We start from the raw sequence: 19591 nt of genomic DNA, 5'->3' as shown, positions 1-19591 counted from the left end.
CCCTTTTAGAATTTCATTCAATAAATATTTTTAAAAAGCTCTACTCTGTAACATAGGTTACTGTACACATTATTAATGGGTTATATCTTTAGTGTATAACTTTTTAAAGTATCTAATTATGAAAATAGAGCAAATTTACACAGGATGTTTGGCGCATGCAGCTTACTATATAGAAAGTAATGGTGAGGCGGCCATTTTTGACCCGTTAAGGGAGGTACAACCCTATATTGATAGAGCTAAAAACGACAAAGCACAAATTAAATATGTCTTCGAAACACATTTTCATGCTGATTTTGTTAGTGGACATTTAGATCTTAAAGCCAAAACCGGAGCGCAAATAGTTTTTGGGCCAACAGCAAAACCAAGTTACGATGCCATAATTGCAGAAGACAATCAGATATTTACCATTGGTGATTATAAAGTTAAGGTCATCCATACTCCGGGGCATACTATGGAAAGTACAACCTACCTTATTATTGATGAAAATGGAAAGGAGCACGGTATCATTACAGGAGACACCTTGTTCATTGGTGATGTTGGTAGGCCAGACTTAGCACAGCATGTAATATCTGAGCTTACAGAAGAAAAGTTGGCAGCACACCTTTTTGATTCTCTGAGGAACAGGATTATGCCCCTTAATGATGATTTAATAGTATATCCCAATCACGGAGCAGGTTCCGCTTGTGGGAAAATGATGAGCAAAGAAACTTCAGACACTTTAGGGCATCAAAAGAAAACTAATTATGCGCTAAGAGCAGATATGACAAAGGAGGAATTCATTAAAGAACTTCTTACAGGTCTTACAGCACCTCCCGGATATTTTCCTCAAAATGTATTAATGAATATAAAAGGATATGAAAGTTTAGACACCGTCATGGAAAGAGGCGCAAAAGCCTTATCTGTTGAAGCTTTTGAAGCTGTTGCCAACGAAACTCAAGCTTTGATGTTAGATACAAGGGATGCCGCAGATTTTGCTATAGGATTTATTCCTAACAGCATAAATATAGGGTTAGATGGTAGTTTTGCACAATGGGTAGGCGAAATGATTACTGACGTAAAACAAGAAATCCTATTAATTACTTATCCAGACAAAGAGGAAGAGGCCATAACTCGTCTATCCAGAGTCGGGTATGACAATACCATTGGTTTTCTAAAAGGAGGTTTCGAAAGTTGGAAAGCCTCTAAAAAAGAATACGAAACCATAAATAGAATCTCTGCAGAAGATTTTGAAAAAAAATCAATAGAGAATACTTTGGTGTTTGATGTAAGGAAGAAAAGTGAATATGATTCTGAGCATATTATTGGGGCCATCAATATTCCATTGAATGAAATTAACCAACATTTATCTCAATTTCCTAAAAACAATCCCTTTGTGCTTCATTGTGCTGGAGGTTATAGAAGCATGATAGCTTCATCAATATTAAAACAAAGAGGTTGGGACAACTTTGAAGACATTATTGGGGGTTTTGATGAAATAAAAAAAGGAAGTGTAAAACTCTCAAACTATGTTGCTCCTACAACAATGTTATAAGATATGAGAATTGTTATTCAAGTGCAAAATTTAAAATGTGGCGGTTGCTCCAAAACCATTCTTACAGATCTTGAAAAAATGGATGGTGTTAGCGAAATTGATATAAATATTGAAGCCTCAACCATTTCATTTTATTGTGAAGAAAGAGAAGCTGTTTCATTGGTAAAAAACACTTTAAAATCTATTGGATATCCATCCATTAATGATGAAAACGGTGTTTTGACAAAGGCAAAATCATATATCAGTTGTGGAGCTGGAAAACTTTTAGAAAAATTATAACATATTCACTTCCTGTATTTTGGCTTCTGTAACTTTGGTTACAGGAGCCATCATTTTTGATATGTATATTTAGTAAATTACTAAATACTTAAACATGAATACGCATCATCAAATTTTAATTATAGGAGGTGGAACAGGAGGCATAATGACTGTTTCGCAACTGCTCAAAAAAAATAATAGGTTAAGCATTGCCATTATTGAGCCCTCAGAAACTCATTATTATCAACCAGCTTGGACTTTGGTAGGTGCTGGCACATATAACTATGATAAAACTGCTAGACCAATGGCAGACCTTATTCCAAAAGAAGTAACTTGGATTAAGGATTATGCCACAGGTTTTGACCCAGAAAACAATAGTGTGGCCACAAAATCAAATGGGAATATTACGTATGATTATTTGGTTGTTTCCCCTGGCCTTGTAATGGATCTTTCCTTGATTGAAGGGTTGCCAGAAGCATTAGGAAAAGGTGTAGTCTGTAGTAATTATACCAACCCTAGACATACTTGGGAGGTAATAAAAAACTTTAAAGGTGGAAATGCTATTTTTACACAACCCACAACTCCTATAAAATGTGGAGGTGCACCACAAAAAATAGCCTATTTAGCGGCTGACTATTTTAGAAAAAATAAAATAGCACGTAAAACCAATGTGATTTTTGCGACTCCTGGAACTGTGATTTTTGGGGTGAAGCCCATTAAAGATACCTTAATGAAGGTCATTGATCGTTATGGCATTCACTTTAAACCTTTCTACGCTCCTTTTAAAATTGATGCTGATAAGAAAATCATCTATTTTAAAAATACTGCCAAAGGGGAAAATCAATGTGTAATTACAGAAGACAATTCTCTTGGTGAAACCATGTCTGGAGAAGCAATAATTGAGATGCCTTATGATATGCTTCATTTAGCACCACCACAAACAGCTCCAAAATTTGTAAAAGAGTCCATTTTGGTAAATGATGCTGGTTGGTTAGATGTAGACCACCACTCGTTACAACACAATTCCTATAAAAATATATTTGGTCTTGGAGATGTAGCGGCTTTGCCAACTGCCAAGACAGGAGCGGCCATTAGAAAACAAGTTCCGGTAGTAGTAGATAATATTCTTAAGCTGTTAAAAAGTCAAGAGGCAACAAATAAGTCATATAATGGCTACTCCTCTTGTCCATTGGTGACCGGTTATGGTAAAATGGTATTGGCAGAATTCGATTATAAAAATAATTTTATCCCCGACCCCAAATTAAAATTAATGTTGGTGTTCAATAGCGCCAAAGAACATTGGCGTCTATGGATGCTCAAAAAATATGGCCTTCCCTATTTGTATTGGAATAAAATGATGAAGGGAAAAGATGTATAGGTAATTAAAAAATAAGGGATGCCATAAAAAGCATCCCCTATTCCCGTTATTAACCTATAAACAACTAAATTTTAAAAGTTACCACTGGTATTTTAGAATGGTTGGCAATATCTTCTCCAATACTTCCCATAAAGAAATGTGACAGTCCTTTTCTACCGTGTGTGGGTATGGCTATAAGGTCTGCATTTACCATATCACTATAATTTAATATTCCTTTTTCTACACTATAATCATTATAAATTTCTACAGACTTCCCTACACCTACCCAATTAAGGAATTTGGAAATCTTTTTATAGGCATCTTGCGTACTTAAAAAATTATCTCCAGGAACATTTATATATACCAATTCTAATTTTGCAGAAAGTGTATTGGCAAAATCAGCAGCCCTTTCATAGGCCATTAGGTTTTCTTGTTCAAAATTACTGGCAAAAACAATGTTATTTATTTTAAAATTGGGCATGTCCTCTTTTATCACCAAAACAGGAATATTGGAATAACGTACCATTTTCTCTGTATTGGAGCCAATAAACATTTCCTTTAGCCCATCAGTCCCATGGGAGCCCATAATTATTAAATCTGCACTATGCTTTTCCGCAATTTCATTTACCTCGTTAAAAACCTTATAATGCTTTATAATTGGGGTAATCTGCACGTCCTTTAAATAGGGCTTATCCAAAAAAGTATCAAACTGTTGCTCTGCTAGTTTCATAAAAAAAACCGATTGATCTATATGTACTCCTTCAGCAGAAGAAATCATAGCTGTGGACAGCTCTAGCATATGGAGAACAATGATTTCTGACTTATGCTCTTTGGCCATTGATGCTGCCACTTTTAAAGCGTTTTCTGATTGTTCAGAAAAATCGACTGGGACAATTATTGATTTCATAGTATAAATTATTTTAGGTTAATCTTTAAATAGTCATAGAAAACAACCTTTTTTCTGGCTGATTTTTATGTAATAATAAATCAAAAGCCATACATATATTTCTAATAAAAGGCCTTCCCTGTTCCTTAACTACTATTTCCTTTTCCAGAATTTGTATCAGGTTGTCTTTTTCCATTTCCTTAAGCCTTGTAAGAACTTCTTGCAACCCAAAAAAACCTTCACTTTCTTGATGCCAAGAAGTTTTAAAGTTGCACATTAAATTCAAGATATGTCTCCTTATTATTTGGTCATCCTCTGTAAGAATATGACCTCTATAAATAGGTATTATATTGTTATTCACCAAATGATTGTATTCTTCCAAACCCTTTACATTCTGAGCAAAACTGTACCAACTGTCACTTATGCTAGAAACTCCCAACCCAATCATTAACTGCGTTTTGGATGACGTATAGCCCATAAAATTTCTATGTAAACTGCCATTCATCATAGATTCAAACAAGGTGTCCTTATCAAGAGCAAAATGGTCCATTCCTATTTCATGGTAGCCAGCATCAATTAAAAGTTCTTTACCTCTTTCATATTGCCTTCTTTTCTCGCTGGGGGTTGGCAAATCTTCATCTTTATATCCCCGTTGTCCATTTCCTTTTAGCCATGGTACATGAGCATAGCTATAAAATGCCAATCGGTCTGGTAATAGTTCCTTTGTTTTTGTAATAGTTTCTTCTATATGCTTTGTTTTTTGAAAAGGAAGTCCAAAAATTATATCATGCCCTATAGATGTATACCCTATTTCACGAGCCCATTGCGTAACATTTTTTACATTAACAAAAGGCTGTGTTCTATGGATTGCTTTTTGAACTTCTTCATTATAATCCTGTATTCCAAAACTAACTTTAGAAAAACCCACATTATACAATGTCTGTAGATGCTTTTTTGTTGTATTGTTTGGGTGTCCTTCAAAACTAAAAACAGCATCTTTGTCCTTCGTGGCGTGCTCAAAAAGACCGCCAACCAACATAATTAAATTTTCAGAAGTGAAAAACGTTGGTGTGCCGCCCCCTAAATGAAGTTCTTTGATTTTTGGTTTACCATCAAAAAGACTACAATACAAATTCCATTCTTTCAATACTGATTGAATGTAGGGAATCTCAACTTCATGCCGTTTTGTAATTCTCTTATGGCAACCGCAAAAAGTACACATACTCTCACAAAATGGTAAATGGATATAAAGACTAATGCCATCTTTTTCATTACTCTCCTTAAAACTATATTTTAAAGTTTCCTCCCATTTTTTGCCAGAAAAAGTGCTCATATCCCAATATGGAACTGTTGGATAACTAGTATACCTAGGTCCTGAGATATTATACTTTTGGACTAAATTGCACATAGATTTTACTTTTATGTTACACAAAGTAAGCTCCATATTATCACAAAAACCATGATAAAAATCATGTTCTCAATTTACATTTGAATGTACTTTTATTCAGAATAATTGAATCGATGATATATAATTTATGGATAAAAAAAATGTACAAAACAGAAAGGCAGACACCCTTTATAACGAATCACAGATATGGATGTCCAAAATTCATTTTATAGAAGATGAGATTGTTTTTATACAGCATTTATTAGACTCTTATATATTTGAACCAGACACCCATAATCTCTTTGAAAGGCTTCAGGAATATTTGGAGCATCTTAAAACCATTATTGCAAGAACAAAAGATGTAAAAGAACAAATCCTAACTCATGAAAAAATCCTTGGCGGTATACTAGAGTGTAAAAATGAGGCTTGTGATATGGAATATTACCAAAAGCATAAAGAAGTTGGAGATTCCGTAGCGGAATACTTATTGGATTTTCAAAAAATAAAAACAGAGATTTTTGAATATGCTGGAAGCATTCTCAAAAAAAGAAAAAAATAATAACATGAAAAAAATAGTATTGCTTATAGGGATTTTATTAAGTAGCTGCGCGTCTACTCAATTGGTCAGTAATTGGAAAAATCCAGACATAGTCCTTTTTCATGCCAATAAAGTACTTATAGTGGGCATGACCCAAAATGAAAAAGCTCGATTGGATTTTGAAACCAAGCTAAAAAATGAATTCACAAAAAGAGATGTAGAAGCTTTTAGAAGTATAGATTTATTTGATGTTGCCTTTGTTGATTCTTCCAAGTCTGAGGAAGAGCTTACAGAGGTGGAAGAGCAATTGCTCCAAAAAGATTTTGATGCCATTCTTTTCACAAAAGTAGTTGGTTCCAAAAACAGGCAAACCTTTAAGACAAGGTTGTCAGAAATCAATAATCTTTATGGAAACTTTAAAGATGACTATTTAGACCATCAAACCATATATTTTGATGATGAATATTATGACAACTTCACTATTTATGATATAGAAACATCCCTTTACTGTATCTGTGTCGGCAAAGAAAGAGAACTTATTTGGAGAGGGATTGTAGAAGTAGAAGATCCTGTAAACATTAACAAAACAATAAAAGATTATGTGAAACTGGTCACATTAGAAATGGCAACCCAGGATTTGGTTTTTTATGAGGAATAAGAATTTTATTTTAGGAGTTTCTTGCCCATTTAATGTTTTAATTTTCTTTATGAACATTATTTAACCAATTTTCAATTGTATTCATATAGTTTGGGTGCAGTTTTGACCAGTATGGAAAATCACTTTCTCCTACATAATACATGGAATGAGAAGCGCCATTTAATTTGATAATTTCATGATTAAAGTTATTAGCTTTAGTAAGTGCTTTTGAAATTGCCCTATAGCTATTCATTGGAATAATCTCATCTAAAGTTCCATGAATAACAAGAATTGGTTGTATTGTTTGTTCAAAATAGGGTATTGGGCTGTAGTTGAGCTTCCTATCTATTTGAACCTCATCAAGATTTGGAATCCAAATATTTTTAAACCAAGTTTTGTTTTCTTTTTTAGCTATTTCATTCTCCAAATCCGCCCTTGTGAGTTGCCCTGCAATATGCCTAAAAACATTTCTTTGCAACACTTCAGCATCATTCATGTTTTCGCCAAGTAATTCAGAGTTTCTATTTTTCCAATAATTTAAATCGCTCTCTAGTAAGGTTGTTCCTGGACAACTAACCACAATTCCATACTTTAACGCTGATAGTTCATTCAACACATAAGGTACTTTAGTTGCTCCTTGGCTGCTTCCTTTAATACCTATACTTGAAATTGGAATACCTGTTTTTGTTGAAAAAAATTGTATGGCATTAATATCGTCTGATATTAATTCTTGCATTGTAGCAGTTGCCCAACCACCTTCAGAATTTCCTGTTCCTCTTTTGTCATAATGAAATGTTGTATACCCCATTTGAGAAAACAAAATAGCTTCAGCTCTAGATGCACTCCTGTCTACATTACCTGAAGATGTTAAAATAACTAATGCTTTATTGTTATCATTTTTTGGATGCCAAATAGTACCATTTAAATTTAACCCATTTGATGTAAAGCTAACATCTTCACTTTTTTCATTTTGCTGTAAATAAGATTCTTTCTCTAAAATATATTGCACTGTAACCATATCAACAGTAAGAGAGCCTTTAAGCTTTGTATAATCATCTACCCATTTATTTTTAAAGATATAGGCATAAAAATCACTTTGTAACTTAAAATTTATTGAGTCTCCTTTTTCTTCAACATTTTGGAATGGTATTCTGTTAGCATTTTGTTCTAAACTTGTAAAAAACACATTCCAATTTGTTGAGTCTTTTTCTATTTCAAATTTAATGTTATCAGAAAAATTACCAGATTTAAAAAGACCTGTATAACTTCCTGTTTTTGACAATTGCCCTAAATTTTTTTTGCAAGAAATTAATGATATAAACAGAATAAATATGAAATAGGTTTTTCTCATCTCTCAAATTTTAATCTTAAAACTGTTTCTTGTGTTTCCTCATGTAGATATTCCTTACTAAAAGTAAAGCCATATTTGTTATAGAACGATTTACCTATAGTGTTTTCTTTAAAAACTTCAACTTCTAAGGTGTTATAAAATGACAATACATGATTTACTAGTTGTGTTCCTATACCTTTAGAGTGTTGTTTTGGGTTAACAAATAATCCTCCAATTTCATTATTCATCATAGCAATAAACCCTTTTACTTCTCCATTCTCTTCTAGCACCCAAGTTTTTGAGTTAGGTATAAACATTTCTTTCATCATAACCTTTACTTTTTCCACAAAGTCTTTATTAAGAAATGGATGTGCCAAGGTCTGGGCATTATACCATATTTTCATTATTGTTTCTAAATCTGAGTTTTTATATTCTCGTATCATTGTTTGTTACTTTAAAATTGATAATTAATTCCGATATTAAAATCCATTTTGTCTTCTACATCTATGTTTGTTTCCAAGTCTCCAAAATCTACTGTTGTTAAGGCTAAAGTACTTTTAATGTGGAATCTTTTGTAGATAGGAAATTCAAAACCTAAACCATATCTACCAAACTTTTGTCCATCTTTTTGATTAAATGTCGTACCGTCTGGGTCTATAATAGCTACCTCAAAATCTCTATTAATTACTTGTAGAAAAGTGTACATAAGTAGCTTTTTTTGCTTCCCCAACGTTGTGCCAAGATTAAAACCATACCCTTTTTGCTTGTTGTTCTCATAGTTTACAATTTTTTGGTTTCTATTATCTATAGTAGATAAATTTCCGTCTGTTAATCCAAATAAAAGTTCTCCCCCAACAACTAATCTGTTGTTTAAAAATTGTGCCCTGTAGCCTGGTGTAAACTCAAATACAAACTTTGATTCTTGAGCTAAAACATCAAGGTCATCTATAAAAGCACCTCCGAAAATATTTTGATTTCCTGCATTTATTCCTAAATAAAAACCATCAAAAATTTTAGTTTCATTAAAGGTTTTGCCATCATTATTTTGTGCTTTCGTAAATGTTGTGCTTAATAATAAGGCTAAAAGAATTAGTTTAAAAAATAACTGTCCGTTTTTAATTGATAAATGTTTCATTTGTTTGTTGATTTAATTGATTAATTGATAGGACAAATGTATCCTCAATTACTACATTCAATTAGACCATATACGTAGTTTAATTGACTATTTACGAAAGCTTTAAGAACGAATTAATTTTTGTATTAATTATAATTAGTAAATTAAACAGCAATTAATTTTTATTCAAATTGAACCCTACCAAAACAAAATATTTAAGCGTTTCTATTATTAATTATAGGTTGAGTATTGCTGAACGATTAGGAGCAAATAAAAATACTATTTTACAGAAAGTTGGTATTTCTCCTCAATTGTTAGCGGACAATAAATCTTTGGTAACATTAGAACAAGAACGCACTTTGTGGAGAGCTATGATTTCAGAAACCAATAGAGAAGATATTGGTGTTGTTTGTGGTTTAAACTTTCCTATTCAAGCTACAGGGCTTATTGGTTATGTTATGATGAATTCTGCAACTATAGGTACTGCTTTTCATAAATTTTGTCGTTATCAAAAGCTTGTTGGAGATTCCATGGGAATGCGAGTTGAGGAGGACGAGGATTATTTTACTCTTTTTATAGATTTATGGAGCGATTGGCATGAAGAACTGCGCTACACAATAGATATTTTTCTAAATGCATGTCTTTCGTGGTCAGAAAAAAATACTATAAAACCCATTCGTCCAATACGTGTTGGTCTTAACTATCAGCAACCTTCAAACCATCAAGTATACCGTGATACATTTTTTCCAGCGCCAGTTGAATTTGGTGTGGAAAAGAGCTATCTAATTTATAATAAAAAGGATATGGATTTGCCTTTGCTATCGCAGAATGAAGAAATGTTTCATTTTTTTGATAAGCAAGTAAATGAATTGTACCACCAATTTGAAGGAACAGATACAACTTCAGAAAAAGTAAAAAAGATTATTGTAGAACATATTAGTGATGAATTACTTTCAATTGAAGCTGTTGCCTCAAAAATGGCATTAGGAGTTAGAACACTCCAAAAAGTATTAAAAACTGAAGGAACCAGTTACCAAAAATTATTAAATGATATAAGAAAAGAGCTAGCAATAGATTATCTAAAAAAAGCTGTTTTTAATAAATCTGAAATTGCTTTTCTTTTAGGGTTTTCAGAACTTTCGGTGTTTTCTAGAAACTTTAAAAAATGGACAGGATATTCGCCAAGCGAATACCCTGTAAAATAAGCTACTGGTTATGTTTCATTTGTTTGTAAGCTAAAAATCCAATCCAAACGGCAACAATTGCAATAAGAATATTTCCTTCTTTAGATAAATTAAACAATCCGAAAATCACAATAATAAAACTTCCCAAAACCCAAAGAATATCAAGAGCACTTATTATGTTCACTAATATTTTGTTTGACAAATATTTAAAGGAAACTATTCCAACAAAAATTGAAAATATAATTAGTGCTAATCCTATAACATCAAAAAGATATCTGTTTTTTTCAGTAACAATATCAAAAAACTCAAGAAATTTGCTTGAAAATTCAGCCATTATTACTCCACTTAATAAAGAGAATATACTGTTTATTAATAAATATGTTTTTAGTGTTTTTATTTTTAAAATATTTAAAATTCTGGTTTAAATCCTTTTTTTAGTAAAGCCTCTTTTGGCTTATGCACCATTAAAGCTCTGTCTGAAAATGTTTGCCAGTCAAATGTTGTGCCTAAAACTTTAAAGCTTATCATTCCCGTTCTTCCATTTACCAATACATCAACAACATAACCCCGTTTTACCAAACCCGTTTTTGTTATATCCATACTATCCCAGTCTACTGGTTTTCCTGTCCACCCTTCATAAGGATATTGATAACCTCCTTTTGTTTGGTCAAAAGATGTAATATCTATTACCATACCCACAATTCCATAAATCATAGTAAGCATACCAACAATTGAAAAGAAGAATAATAATAACTTCATCATTTTAGCTTTTAATTGAAAATAATTTTCTGAAAAGAGTTCGTATTAATGGAGACCAATAAATCCCAGCAACAACACCAAGTAATACGTTTATTGCTTGTAGTTTCGGAAATAAAATAATAAGGCCAGCAATAATAAATGGGAATATTCCTATGGATAGATTATCAGCAATAAAATCTAACACTCTTCTTTTTAAATTTTGCTTTTTAAGAGCTTTCTTAGGTGCCACAATATGCTCTTTATACCAGTTTATTGTTTCTTTTAATGCTACTTTATTTGGTGTATATTCAAAAGCAGGAAATATTTTTTTAAACTTATTGTCATCAAGAAGAATCGTCTTTTCATATTTATATTTTAAACTCTGAATAGTTTTTATTGTTGGGTTAAACAAACCAAGCATTTTTATGAAATTTTGGCTTACAACCTGAATTTTTAATGATGTATTGGATTCATTACTAACCTTCTTAAAAAAATCTCGCATTGAATTATATAATTCTCCGCCCACATTTATAACAGAGTAATCTTGTTTTGCTGAATTATTGAGTGATAATTTTGTTATAGCTCTCCCTGCATCAAGATTATAGATTAATTGCTGTGGTATATCAACGTTATAAAGCCAAGGGATTTTGCTTCCTTTTATCGCATTTGTAAAAACAGACTCAAAAGATTTGTTTGTAACATTGGGCCCCCAAATTTCTGGCAATCTTACAACCATCGTTTTTATTCTCTTTTGATTTGTAGCTTCCTGAAGCATTAGTTCCAAAGAGACACGTACTTTTCCTAATTCTGTAGTTGCATAAAATGGTGTTACTTCGGAAATAGGTTCTCTTGTATTTCCATAATTATATATATTTCCAGGAAATATAAGTGTTGCTTTATTTGTGCTTGCTGCATCAATTACTTTTTTTGTTAGTAACGGCATTACCGCTCCCCATTTCTCATAACTTACATTTAAACCGTGAAAAATATGTGTTACATTTTTGCTTATACGGTTAAGTAGCTCATTATTTGTTGCATCACCTTCTACTATGGTTAAATGCTTATCATCACCAAAAAGTCTAAAAGCAGTTTTATGATTTCTTACTAAAATAGTTATATCAACCTTTTGGTTAAGTAGTGCTTTAACTAATCCATATCCAATGCCTCCTGTTGCACCCAATATTAAATATTTTGTCTTCATATTATAATGGTATTTATCATTTAACAAGACAAAACTAGAGAGAGAACTTATGACGGGTTCGTTGAATTACGCCTATCTATTGACTATTTGCGAATATGAAACAAAAACAATTGCTTTAAATGGGTTTAATATAGAAATATTACAACTTACTCTATAAAAATGACAGTTGGGTCATAACTATTTCATCCAATAAGTAAAACTAAACATCTTTGTACCATAATAAATTAATAAACAAAATATAAAATTATGCAAGCATCAAGTAACAGAACAGCAACAGAATCAAAAACAGGACAGTATTTCTCATCATTTAGAAATAGCAAAAGAGCACAATGGGCTCAGTACAGAAATTTTAACCGTTAAGTCTCTTTTGATAGTTTAACAATATTAAAACCTTAACTATGAAATCATTCATCAATCAATCACCCATGGATTCTAAAAGGTTCACTCACTTTTCAAATTTAAACGATAGCAAGAAAATCCGTTGGACAGAATCAAGACAGCCTGATTGTTTTTTGTCTAGGCATATATAGGAAAAGGGATAGAATCTAATAACCCTTAAAATTTAGATTGTCTTTCTCCTAAACATTACACTAACGAACCTGCTATGCTTTTATAGATAAGTTAATCTTGTTATGCTCATCAGGTCTAAATAGGCTTTATAACCCCTGAAGCCCTGCTATTGGAATAGTTCTTAATTGGCACAATTATAACAGGAAAATACAAAGAGAAAATTTTACGGGACATAGAATAGGTGGTTCATAAAGAAAAAGCGGTATATGAAGACTAAGAAATAATGTGCAAATACTTAAAAAAGTCTTAGCTTTAAGGTATACAACGTAAATGTATTACAATTGTCACCAATACTTATTGGTCCCTGAGGTAAGTTAGAAAAGACTATTGAATAATGAGAAAGTTAAAAATTGGATTAGCGAGTTTATTGGTAGGTGCTTTTTCTATTAATCTATGGAGTCAAAATTCAGAAAAATCCAAAGTAATTTTAATCACCTTAGACGGACTTCGTTGGCAAGAGCTTTATACAGGTGCAGATTCCCTATTGATTGCCAACAAAGAATATGTCCATGATACTACTCAATTAAAATCCGTCTTTTGGAAGGAAACCCCAACAGAAAGAAGAGAGCTATTGTTTCCTTTTCTTTGGAAAGAAGTCTCCAAAATGGGTCAATTACATGGAAATAGAGTTTTGGGAAGCAATGTAAACCTAACCAATACCATGTGGTTTTCTTACCCAGGATACAACGAAATTTTAACTGGGAAAGCAGATGATAAGCGTATTACCAGTAATGATAAAATAAACAATCCCAACGTTACCATATTAGAACTGGCAAATAATACCCCAATATATAAGGACAAAGTTGCAGCTTTTGGTAGTTGGGATGTGTTCCCTTTTATTGTAAACGAAGAACGTTCTGGAGTTCCCGTAAATGCAGGTTTTGAGTTGGCAAAAGGAAATGGTTTAACTGAACGCGAAAAATTCCTCAACGAATTACAACCCAAAGTCCCAAGCCCTTGGGGCACCGTAAGGCTGGATGCCTTTACCCACTACTATGCCTTGGAGCATATGAAAAAAGAGCATCCTAGCTTGGTTTTTATCTCTTATGGTGAGACTGATGACTTTGCCCACGACGGAGAATATGATGCTTATTTAAAATCTGCTCATACAACAGATGGCATGATAAAAGAATTGTGGGAGTTTACTCAAAATGATACTTTTTATAAAGACAATACTATATTTATTATTACAACAGATCATGGTAGAGGAACCGAGCCCTTGGAGACTTGGAAACATCATGGAAGCCAAATCCACAATGCAGGCCAGGTTTGGATGGTTGTCTTTGGAAAAGGTGTTACGGCTTTAGGCGAAGTAGATAAAAGTGAGCAACTATATAGCAACCAGATTGCTCCTACAATTATGGAGCTTTTAGGTCTAGAAATTGACAAAAATAATATGAAAGGAAACCCCCTTACTTATAGAAAGAACTAAAAATATTGAAGATTCATGTTTGAGTTAATCTTGTGTGAGTTAGTTTTAAAACCGACGCTTATTACGTCGGTTTTTTTGTTTACAATGCTTTTTTGAGTTTGTTCAATAATTCAGGGACTTTTTTATAAGCATCGTAATCTTCATCTTTTTGATCAAGCAATGGGAGTGTTTCAATAGGCACATACCCTCGATAGCCTGAATCTTTAATAACTTCTACTAATTTATCCATATCTATTTCTGGTCCTTTTCTTGCATTAAGCAATGCTTTTACTTGCCAGTTTACTGCATAGGGTATCACACGTGCAATATCATCATATGGGTCGGGAGTTAGCATAAATCCTGTATCAACGATAGTTCCCAACCAATCGTTTTGTGCTAGTTCCATAATTTTTAAAACCTCATCAGCACTTTTAAGCATATCTCCATGGTTTTGAACACCAACCAAAACACCGTGCTTTTCCCCATGTTCTGCACATTGTACCAAAGCTTCTGTCATCCATTTAGCTGTTTCTTCCCATGAATGTCCTTCGGGTTGGTTCCCCGCAAAAACCCGTAAAACAGGAGCCCCCATTTCTGCTGCTGCCTCAATCCAACGTTTGGCCAATTCCACATCGGCCTTTCTTTTCATTGCATCAGGAGTTGCAAAGTCATTTCTAATACCAGTTCCGCTAATATCCAAACCCAAGGAAAAAGCCCTGCGTTTAAAAGCATTAATAAATTTTGTTTTGGGTACTTCAGGATATTCAGGGAAAAAATATCCTGTGGGGTCAACAGCATCAAAATCCAATCGCGCGCATTCTTCGAGCATATCAAAAAGACTCATCCCGCCATCCTCTCCATTTTTATATTTATAGAGGGGTACATTGTAAGACCAAGCGTTTAAACTCAGTTTTATTTTTGCACTACTATCAATTGTTGACTGCTTATTGGCATAATTTAATGTGGGAACAGACAGTCCTACAGGAAGTACGGCGGCATTTTTAAGAAAGCTTCTTCTGGTGGTTGGTTTCATGATATAAAAGATGTTCTATAAAAATAGGAAAATATGAAGTGTAAAATAATCTTTAACGTTATAACTTATTGATTTTCTTTAATGTAGCTTCAATGAATTCAGTGTTTTCCTTTTCCCCCAATGGTCTTATCAAACTATTGCCAAGACCTACTGCAACTGCTCCAGCAGAAATCCATTGTTCAGTATCTTTAATTTCAATACCACCCACAGGAATGAACTTTACTTTATCAAATGGAGCTTTAATGGCTTTAAAATAATTTAATCCCAAAACTCCTGCAGGAAATAATTTTATAAAATCCGCACCTGCTTCAACAGCTATATTAATTTCAGTGGGGGTAAGTGCCCCCATTAATACTGGGATATTGTTTTTGTGGGCCAGTTCTATAATTTTAATGTCACAATTTGGAGTAACCAAAAATTGGGCTCCAGCATCTATTGCCTTTTTCCCAACTATTGAGTTAGTAATTGTTCCTGCTCCAATAAGTGTTTTGGGAAATAGCTTTTTAGCTTTTTTAATTTCGGTTAAGAATCCTGGGGTGTTTGAGGTTATTTCTATTGTTTTGATTCCAGCAGAAACCAGACTTTGTACAATATCCCCGATTTTAGAAACATCTTGGAGACGTATTATGGCAACAATTTTTTCGTGCGATATTTTATTTACAATGTCTTCTTTATTCATCGTATTACGTGCCCAGATATATTACCATTCATTATATACATGATTTCACTTTCGTTGCTTAAATGCTGGTCCCCGTTAATGGTATGTTTTAATGCAAAAGCAGCAACGGCAAATTCCAATGCTTTTTTGGAGTTCCAGTTTTTTTCCATTGCGTGAAGAAATGCAGCTGCAAAAGAATCGCCAGACCCAAATCTGTCAAGAACATCAATCATATATTTTTTGGAGGCAATTACTCCCTCTTCTCCCAAGTAAACTCCTGAAAGTTCATTTGTAGAAGCAGATATATGGGTTCTACTTGTAAAAACTAAGTGTTGTGTTCCAAATTGTTTTTTTGCCATAGATATTGCCCTTATTGTTTTTTCTTCATCACTAGAACCCTCAAAATTCATATCATAAACATCTTTTAATACACCGCTATTCCCAAATAAGACATCCGTAGATTCAAGAATTTTGTCAAAACAGGCATGTGCCTGTTTTGCATTGGGCCACAAAGTTCTTCTATAGTTCATGTCAAAACAGACCAAAACCCCCGCTTCCTTAGCCATTTTTACCAATTTAATGGTTTCTGACAAACATTGGGTGGACAATGCTGGTGTTATTCCAGAAATGAAAAGATATTTCTTTTCTTTAAGGATAGTACTCCAATCAAATTCATTCTCTTTAATTTCACTAATAGCAGAACCTACTCTATCATAAATGACTTTAGAAGGTCTTATAGATGCTCCAAGCTCAATAAAATACGTTCCTATTCTATTCCCTCCCATAATTATAGAACTTGTATCCACACCATATTCTTGCAAAGAACTAACCGCAGAATCGCCCAATTGGTTATTTGGAAGTTTAGTTACAAATTGAACTTTATTTCCAAGTAGTGCTAGTGATGATGCAACATTGGATTCTGAACCCGCATAATTTACTTGAAACAAGGTGGATTTAAATATTTTGTTCTGTTTGCTATTAGGGGTTAACCGAAGCATTATTTCTCCAAAACACAAGAAGCTCATATATTTATTTTTGAGGAAAAGAAAATGAGTCGTAATATAATTAAAATACTCTTTGCTCCTTTATATTTTGTCTCAAAAGGAGTTATTGATGTATTCCATGCAAAATATAAAAGCTCCAAAAGTTAAAAACTCTTGAAGCCATGTCATACTTGGTGGAGAATACCGGAGTCGAACCAGTGACCTCTTGCCTGCCACTCAAAACTGGCTTTTCCATGTAGTAATATGGGTCGGGTGAAGTTCGTGCTTCCTCCCCAGTTTCTGGATGCTGTAACGTTCGGACAAGACCTCCAGAACGACCTTGAACTTGAACTGCGATGTGAGTTTTCTTCTGCTTATTTGACAGTAATTTAAGGCTAATAATCTAACTTAAATCGCTGTCCTAATATTGGGGGAAATTATAATGGTTATAATAAAAAACTAGTTGATATATAATTCCATTGTGGCTTTTTACACCTAGCTATTACACATTGGGCATTTTTGCCTATAATTTTTATCTCATTATACAGGTTCGCTACTGAATCTTTTACATTTCTTTCAATAACAATCCATCTTAATCTGTTCACGATTTTGGTAATAGCTCAAGTCTTTGTCAAGATAGATGCTACAAATGTTTTTCAACTCACTTATAACCTCGCCCTGCATTGCAATTGACCCGCACACCATCACACAACCGCCTTTACGTAAGACCTCGGCTATTTCACTGCCGTCTCTTTTAATCAAGTGTTGAACATAGACCTTTTCTTCTTGGTTTCGTGAATAAGCAGGGATAAAGTCTTCCAAATAGTTTTTTGAGAGGGCATCATCTATATATGATTGGTATATATGGAGCGATTCTGGAGTTCTACCACCCCAATAAAGCCTTAATTTTCTTTTAGCTGAGTTGGAAGAAATCATGCCCAAAAAAGGGCCGATGCCAGTTCCCGTAGCAATCAGCACGGTATCTTTAGAATTTCTTGGAAGATGAAAATGTTTGTTTTTGACCACTCCAGCCGACAAGATTTTACCCTTATTCAGCTGCCCTAGCCAGGTTGAACAAATTCCATTGGGGTGCTTTTTTACACTGATGACCAACATTCGTTTACCTATGTTGCCTATTGAATATAGACGTTCTCGACCGTCCTCTTTCGGAGTAATGGATAAAAGGTCACCTGAAACAGCCCTTGTTACATCTTTGCTCTTTAAAGTAAGTAGAAAGGTGTCATCTTTATTAAAATCTACTCTGTCCATAACCTCAAAATCCATGACATGTTTTTTGGAAAGGCTTATTTTGGGCTTTTCAAGCTGAAGTGTTGTTCCTTGCAATACGGCCCATTGATTTGTCCAGTTGGAAAACGCTTCAAAAGATTGGTTGTTTATGGTAAAAACGTCCCCAAAAGCCGTAGAATTCGATTGATTTTTGAGAGATTTATATGCTTCATAAGCAAATTCACAAAAATTTGGATAGGATGTAGAACCAAATCCGACCACAGAAAAAGAGAATGGATGTTTTTGAAGATGCTCTACAACCAATTGCATAAATTTTGAGGCACTGGAAGGTGCCTCCCCCTGTCCGTAGGTTGCTGTTAGGATGGTAAGCTGTTTCATTTGCGGAAATACATTGTATTCGTTCATCATTCCCAAATAGCTTTTTTTCCCAGTCTTTAGCAATTGCTTGTGAAATTCTTGAGCATATAAAAGTGTCGTGCCGCCTTCAGTACCAACCAATATGATATGGTCGCACTCATTTTTTGGAAACTTATTTTTAATACGAATCTTGGGCCGCTTAAAATAAACAACAAAACCCGTAACCATTAAAAAGGGAATGGAAAGACTGCCCAGTCCCAAAATGGTACTCCAAATGATACTGCCTTCCCCTGTATGCAGTACAGTTGACCATGAGGAGATTGTCGTAACAAGCGGTTGTTTCTTTTCCGTAATGACCTCGCCTGTAAACTGGTTAAGCAAAATCTCACTATTCTTGAGGCGGATGGTATAATAATCCTCCACAAACTCAGAAAAAGGGTATTCTAATTTCCGAAGTTGTCCCAAAGTTGTATTCTGGAGCAGCTCAAATTCTTGTATGGATAAGTTGGGGATTTCCTGTAAGGAATCATAATCCACTTCATACACTATCTTTTCCTCTGGAATTAAATTAAAACGTAGCAACGACAAGTATACACCTGTCAATGACAACACCAGAATTGGCAGTAATGCTATACGAGAATAAACAACATGATTGAATTGGTAAAAATTTTCACGTACCGCTTTGGCGAAAAAATATCGGATACCTCCTTGACGTTTGGCAATGAGCATTATGCCAGAAATGGCAATTAAAAAAAGAAGAAAGGATACAAGGCCTATCAAGAACCGTCCTGTAGATTTTAGGAACAAGGAGCGGTGTAGGTTTGTACTGAATTGAAAAATTGGGGCTTTTTCAATGAGCGGGCTCAACTCTTGTCCGGTGAAGGGGTCCACATAAAATTGCTTGTTCTCACCTTCTATGATGACCGAAACACTGATGAACCCATTACGATCTCGCGAGATGGAAAGAATCTCATCGTACTTCGCATTTAGGTTCTCCAGTGTCTGGGCCAAGGTAAGCTCATCTGCATCAGCAATACGATAGGGCTGTACTTTGTTCGATATAGGTTCTACGACCAAAATTACTCCTGTAATGGATGCTACCAGTAGAAACAGGGATGATACCAGTGCCAAGATCAAGTGGCTATAGCGCCATATTGAAAGGGCCATAGA

20 protein-coding genes are annotated in these 19591 nt (G+C 33.9%); 7 read left to right on the top strand and 13 right to left on the bottom strand.

What is annotated here, in order from left to right; translation table 11 throughout:
• Positions 1 to 118 precede the first annotated feature (118 nt).
• From AC000W_RS01275 to AC000W_RS01265, 3 genes are all read left to right on the top strand, one after another.
• The gene (locus AC000W_RS01275) at positions 119 to 1531 is read left to right on the top strand and encodes an MBL fold metallo-hydrolase (RefSeq protein ID WP_474745348.1); all 1413 of its coding nucleotides are present in this window, start codon (positions 119 to 121) and stop codon (positions 1529 to 1531) included.
• A 3-nt stretch (positions 1532 to 1534) separates the two neighbouring features.
• Positions 1535 to 1810, top strand: a complete 276-nt coding sequence (locus AC000W_RS01270; protein ID WP_474745347.1) for a heavy-metal-associated domain-containing protein — start codon at positions 1535 to 1537, stop codon at positions 1808 to 1810.
• Positions 1811 to 1904: 94 nt separating this feature from the next.
• Positions 1905 to 3167 (top strand): NAD(P)/FAD-dependent oxidoreductase, encoded by a 1263-nt coding sequence (locus tag AC000W_RS01265; RefSeq protein ID WP_474745345.1) that lies wholly within the window; start codon positions 1905 to 1907, stop codon positions 3165 to 3167.
• Between the two features lie 64 nt (positions 3168 to 3231).
• Here the strand turns inward: AC000W_RS01265 and AC000W_RS01260 are convergent, their stop codons facing one another.
• Together AC000W_RS01260 and hemN are read right to left on the bottom strand one after the other, a co-directional pair.
• The gene (locus AC000W_RS01260; RefSeq protein ID WP_474745344.1) at positions 3232 to 4053 is read right to left on the bottom strand and encodes a universal stress protein; all 822 of its coding nucleotides are present in this window, start codon (positions 4051 to 4053) and stop codon (positions 3232 to 3234) included.
• A 25-nt stretch (positions 4054 to 4078) separates the two neighbouring features.
• On the bottom strand, positions 4079 to 5440 hold the full coding sequence (gene hemN / locus AC000W_RS01255; RefSeq protein WP_474745342.1) for an oxygen-independent coproporphyrinogen III oxidase: 1362 nt from the start codon (positions 5438 to 5440) through the stop codon (positions 4079 to 4081).
• Positions 5441 to 5567: 127 nt separating this feature from the next.
• Here hemN and AC000W_RS01250 point away from each other — a divergent pair, with 127 nt between their 5' ends.
• Both AC000W_RS01250 and AC000W_RS01245 read left to right on the top strand, forming a co-directional pair.
• Positions 5568 to 5978 carry a hypothetical protein gene (locus AC000W_RS01250; protein WP_474745341.1) on the top strand — a complete coding sequence of 137 codons (411 nt, stop codon included), beginning with the start codon at positions 5568 to 5570 and terminating at the stop codon, positions 5976 to 5978.
• Positions 5979 to 5982: 4 nt separating this feature from the next.
• Positions 5983 to 6615, top strand: coding sequence for a hypothetical protein (locus tag AC000W_RS01245; protein ID WP_474745339.1), 633 nt, complete (start codon positions 5983 to 5985; stop codon positions 6613 to 6615).
• Between the two features lie 37 nt (positions 6616 to 6652).
• On the opposite strand, the gene AC000W_RS01240 is transcribed toward AC000W_RS01245, so the two are convergent.
• The 3 genes from AC000W_RS01240 to AC000W_RS01230 all read right to left on the bottom strand — a co-directional run bounded on the left by AC000W_RS01240 (position 6653) and on the right by AC000W_RS01230 (position 9059).
• Entirely contained in the window at positions 6653 to 7876 is a 1224-nt protein-coding gene (locus AC000W_RS01240) for an alpha/beta hydrolase family protein (protein WP_474745337.1), read from the bottom strand.
• 65 nt (positions 7877 to 7941) lie between these two features.
• Positions 7942 to 8367: an N-acetyltransferase gene (locus AC000W_RS01235; protein ID WP_474745336.1), complete on the bottom strand. Its 426-nt coding sequence runs from the start codon at positions 8365 to 8367 to the stop codon at positions 7942 to 7944.
• Positions 8368 to 8378: 11 nt separating this feature from the next.
• On the bottom strand, positions 8379 to 9059 hold the full coding sequence (locus tag AC000W_RS01230) for a hypothetical protein (RefSeq protein ID WP_474745334.1): 681 nt from the start codon (positions 9057 to 9059) through the stop codon (positions 8379 to 8381).
• A 170-nt stretch (positions 9060 to 9229) separates the two neighbouring features.
• Here AC000W_RS01230 and AC000W_RS01225 point away from each other — a divergent pair, with 170 nt between their 5' ends.
• On the top strand, positions 9230 to 10243 hold the full coding sequence (locus AC000W_RS01225; protein WP_474745332.1) for an AraC family transcriptional regulator: 1014 nt from the start codon (positions 9230 to 9232) through the stop codon (positions 10241 to 10243).
• A 1-nt stretch (position 10244) separates the two neighbouring features.
• Here the strand turns inward: AC000W_RS01225 and AC000W_RS01220 are convergent, their stop codons facing one another.
• The 3 genes from AC000W_RS01220 to AC000W_RS01210 form a co-directional block, all read right to left on the bottom strand.
• Positions 10245 to 10556, bottom strand: a complete 312-nt coding sequence (locus AC000W_RS01220) for a hypothetical protein (protein ID WP_474745330.1) — start codon at positions 10554 to 10556, stop codon at positions 10245 to 10247.
• 74 nt (positions 10557 to 10630) lie between these two features.
• A complete protein-coding gene (locus AC000W_RS01215; RefSeq protein WP_474745329.1) occupies positions 10631 to 10981 on the bottom strand; it encodes a hypothetical protein in 351 nt (116 codons plus the stop codon).
• Positions 10982 to 10985: 4 nt separating this feature from the next.
• Positions 10986 to 12161 carry an NAD-dependent epimerase/dehydratase family protein gene (locus AC000W_RS01210; RefSeq protein ID WP_474745327.1) on the bottom strand — a complete coding sequence of 392 codons (1176 nt, stop codon included), beginning with the start codon at positions 12159 to 12161 and terminating at the stop codon, positions 10986 to 10988.
• Positions 12162 to 13065: 904 nt separating this feature from the next.
• On the opposite strand from AC000W_RS01210, the gene AC000W_RS01205 reads away from it, so the two are divergent.
• Positions 13066 to 14163, top strand: coding sequence for a sulfatase-like hydrolase/transferase (locus AC000W_RS01205; RefSeq protein ID WP_474745325.1), 1098 nt, complete (start codon positions 13066 to 13068; stop codon positions 14161 to 14163).
• A gap of 79 nt (positions 14164 to 14242) precedes the next feature.
• On the opposite strand, the gene AC000W_RS01200 is transcribed toward AC000W_RS01205, so the two are convergent.
• The 5 genes from AC000W_RS01200 to AC000W_RS01180 form a co-directional block, all read right to left on the bottom strand.
• Positions 14243 to 15175 carry a sugar phosphate isomerase/epimerase family protein gene (locus AC000W_RS01200; protein ID WP_474745323.1) on the bottom strand — a complete coding sequence of 311 codons (933 nt, stop codon included), beginning with the start codon at positions 15173 to 15175 and terminating at the stop codon, positions 14243 to 14245.
• 58 nt (positions 15176 to 15233) lie between these two features.
• A complete protein-coding gene (locus AC000W_RS01195; RefSeq protein ID WP_474745321.1) occupies positions 15234 to 15854 on the bottom strand; it encodes a bifunctional 4-hydroxy-2-oxoglutarate aldolase/2-dehydro-3-deoxy-phosphogluconate aldolase in 621 nt (206 codons plus the stop codon).
• Entirely contained in the window at positions 15851 to 16858 is a 1008-nt protein-coding gene (locus AC000W_RS01190) for a PfkB family carbohydrate kinase (protein WP_474745320.1), read from the bottom strand. The genes AC000W_RS01195 and AC000W_RS01190 overlap by 4 nt, the downstream gene beginning before the upstream one ends.
• A gap of 195 nt (positions 16859 to 17053) precedes the next feature.
• Complete coding sequence (locus AC000W_RS01185; protein WP_474745801.1) at positions 17054 to 17194, bottom strand: transposase; 141 nt, start codon at positions 17192 to 17194, stop codon at positions 17054 to 17056.
• Positions 17195 to 17392: 198 nt separating this feature from the next.
• Positions 17393 to 19588, bottom strand: coding sequence for a PepSY domain-containing protein (locus AC000W_RS01180; RefSeq protein ID WP_474745319.1), 2196 nt, complete (start codon positions 19586 to 19588; stop codon positions 17393 to 17395).
• Between the last annotated feature and the right edge of the window lie 3 nt (positions 19589 to 19591).

This window comes from Saonia sp., assembly GCF_056326165.1.
Note: the sequence above shows the minus strand (reverse complement) of the source record. Positions and strands in the feature narration are given on the sequence as shown.

Coding starts and splice junctions, on each gene's coding strand:
- AC000W_RS01275 (WP_474745348.1), top strand. CDS start 119: ATGAAAATAGAGCAAATTTACACAGGATGTTTGGCGCATGCAGCTTAC.
- AC000W_RS01270 (WP_474745347.1), top strand. CDS start 1,535: ATGAGAATTGTTATTCAAGTGCAAAATTTAAAATGTGGCGGTTGCTCC.
- AC000W_RS01265 (WP_474745345.1), top strand. CDS start 1,905: ATGAATACGCATCATCAAATTTTAATTATAGGAGGTGGAACAGGAGGC.
- AC000W_RS01260 (WP_474745344.1), bottom strand. CDS start 4,053: ATGAAATCAATAATTGTCCCAGTCGATTTTTCTGAACAATCAGAAAAC.
- hemN (WP_474745342.1), bottom strand. CDS start 5,440: ATGTGCAATTTAGTCCAAAAGTATAATATCTCAGGACCTAGGTATACT.
- AC000W_RS01250 (WP_474745341.1), top strand. CDS start 5,568: ATGGATAAAAAAAATGTACAAAACAGAAAGGCAGACACCCTTTATAAC.
- AC000W_RS01245 (WP_474745339.1), top strand. CDS start 5,983: ATGAAAAAAATAGTATTGCTTATAGGGATTTTATTAAGTAGCTGCGCG.
- AC000W_RS01235 (WP_474745336.1), bottom strand. CDS start 8,367: ATGATACGAGAATATAAAAACTCAGATTTAGAAACAATAATGAAAATA.
- AC000W_RS01230 (WP_474745334.1), bottom strand. CDS start 9,059: ATGAAACATTTATCAATTAAAAACGGACAGTTATTTTTTAAACTAATT.
- AC000W_RS01220 (WP_474745330.1), bottom strand. CDS start 10,556: ATGGCTGAATTTTCAAGCAAATTTCTTGAGTTTTTTGATATTGTTACT.
- AC000W_RS01215 (WP_474745329.1), bottom strand. CDS start 10,981: ATGAAGTTATTATTATTCTTCTTTTCAATTGTTGGTATGCTTACTATG.
- AC000W_RS01210 (WP_474745327.1), bottom strand. CDS start 12,161: ATGAAGACAAAATATTTAATATTGGGTGCAACAGGAGGCATTGGATAT.
- AC000W_RS01205 (WP_474745325.1), top strand. CDS start 13,066: ATGAGAAAGTTAAAAATTGGATTAGCGAGTTTATTGGTAGGTGCTTTT.
- AC000W_RS01200 (WP_474745323.1), bottom strand. CDS start 15,175: ATGAAACCAACCACCAGAAGAAGCTTTCTTAAAAATGCCGCCGTACTT.
- AC000W_RS01195 (WP_474745321.1), bottom strand. CDS start 15,854: ATGAATAAAGAAGACATTGTAAATAAAATATCGCACGAAAAAATTGTT.
- AC000W_RS01190 (WP_474745320.1), bottom strand. CDS start 16,858: ATGAGCTTCTTGTGTTTTGGAGAAATAATGCTTCGGTTAACCCCTAAT.
- AC000W_RS01180 (WP_474745319.1), bottom strand. CDS start 19,588: ATGGCCCTTTCAATATGGCGCTATAGCCACTTGATCTTGGCACTGGTA.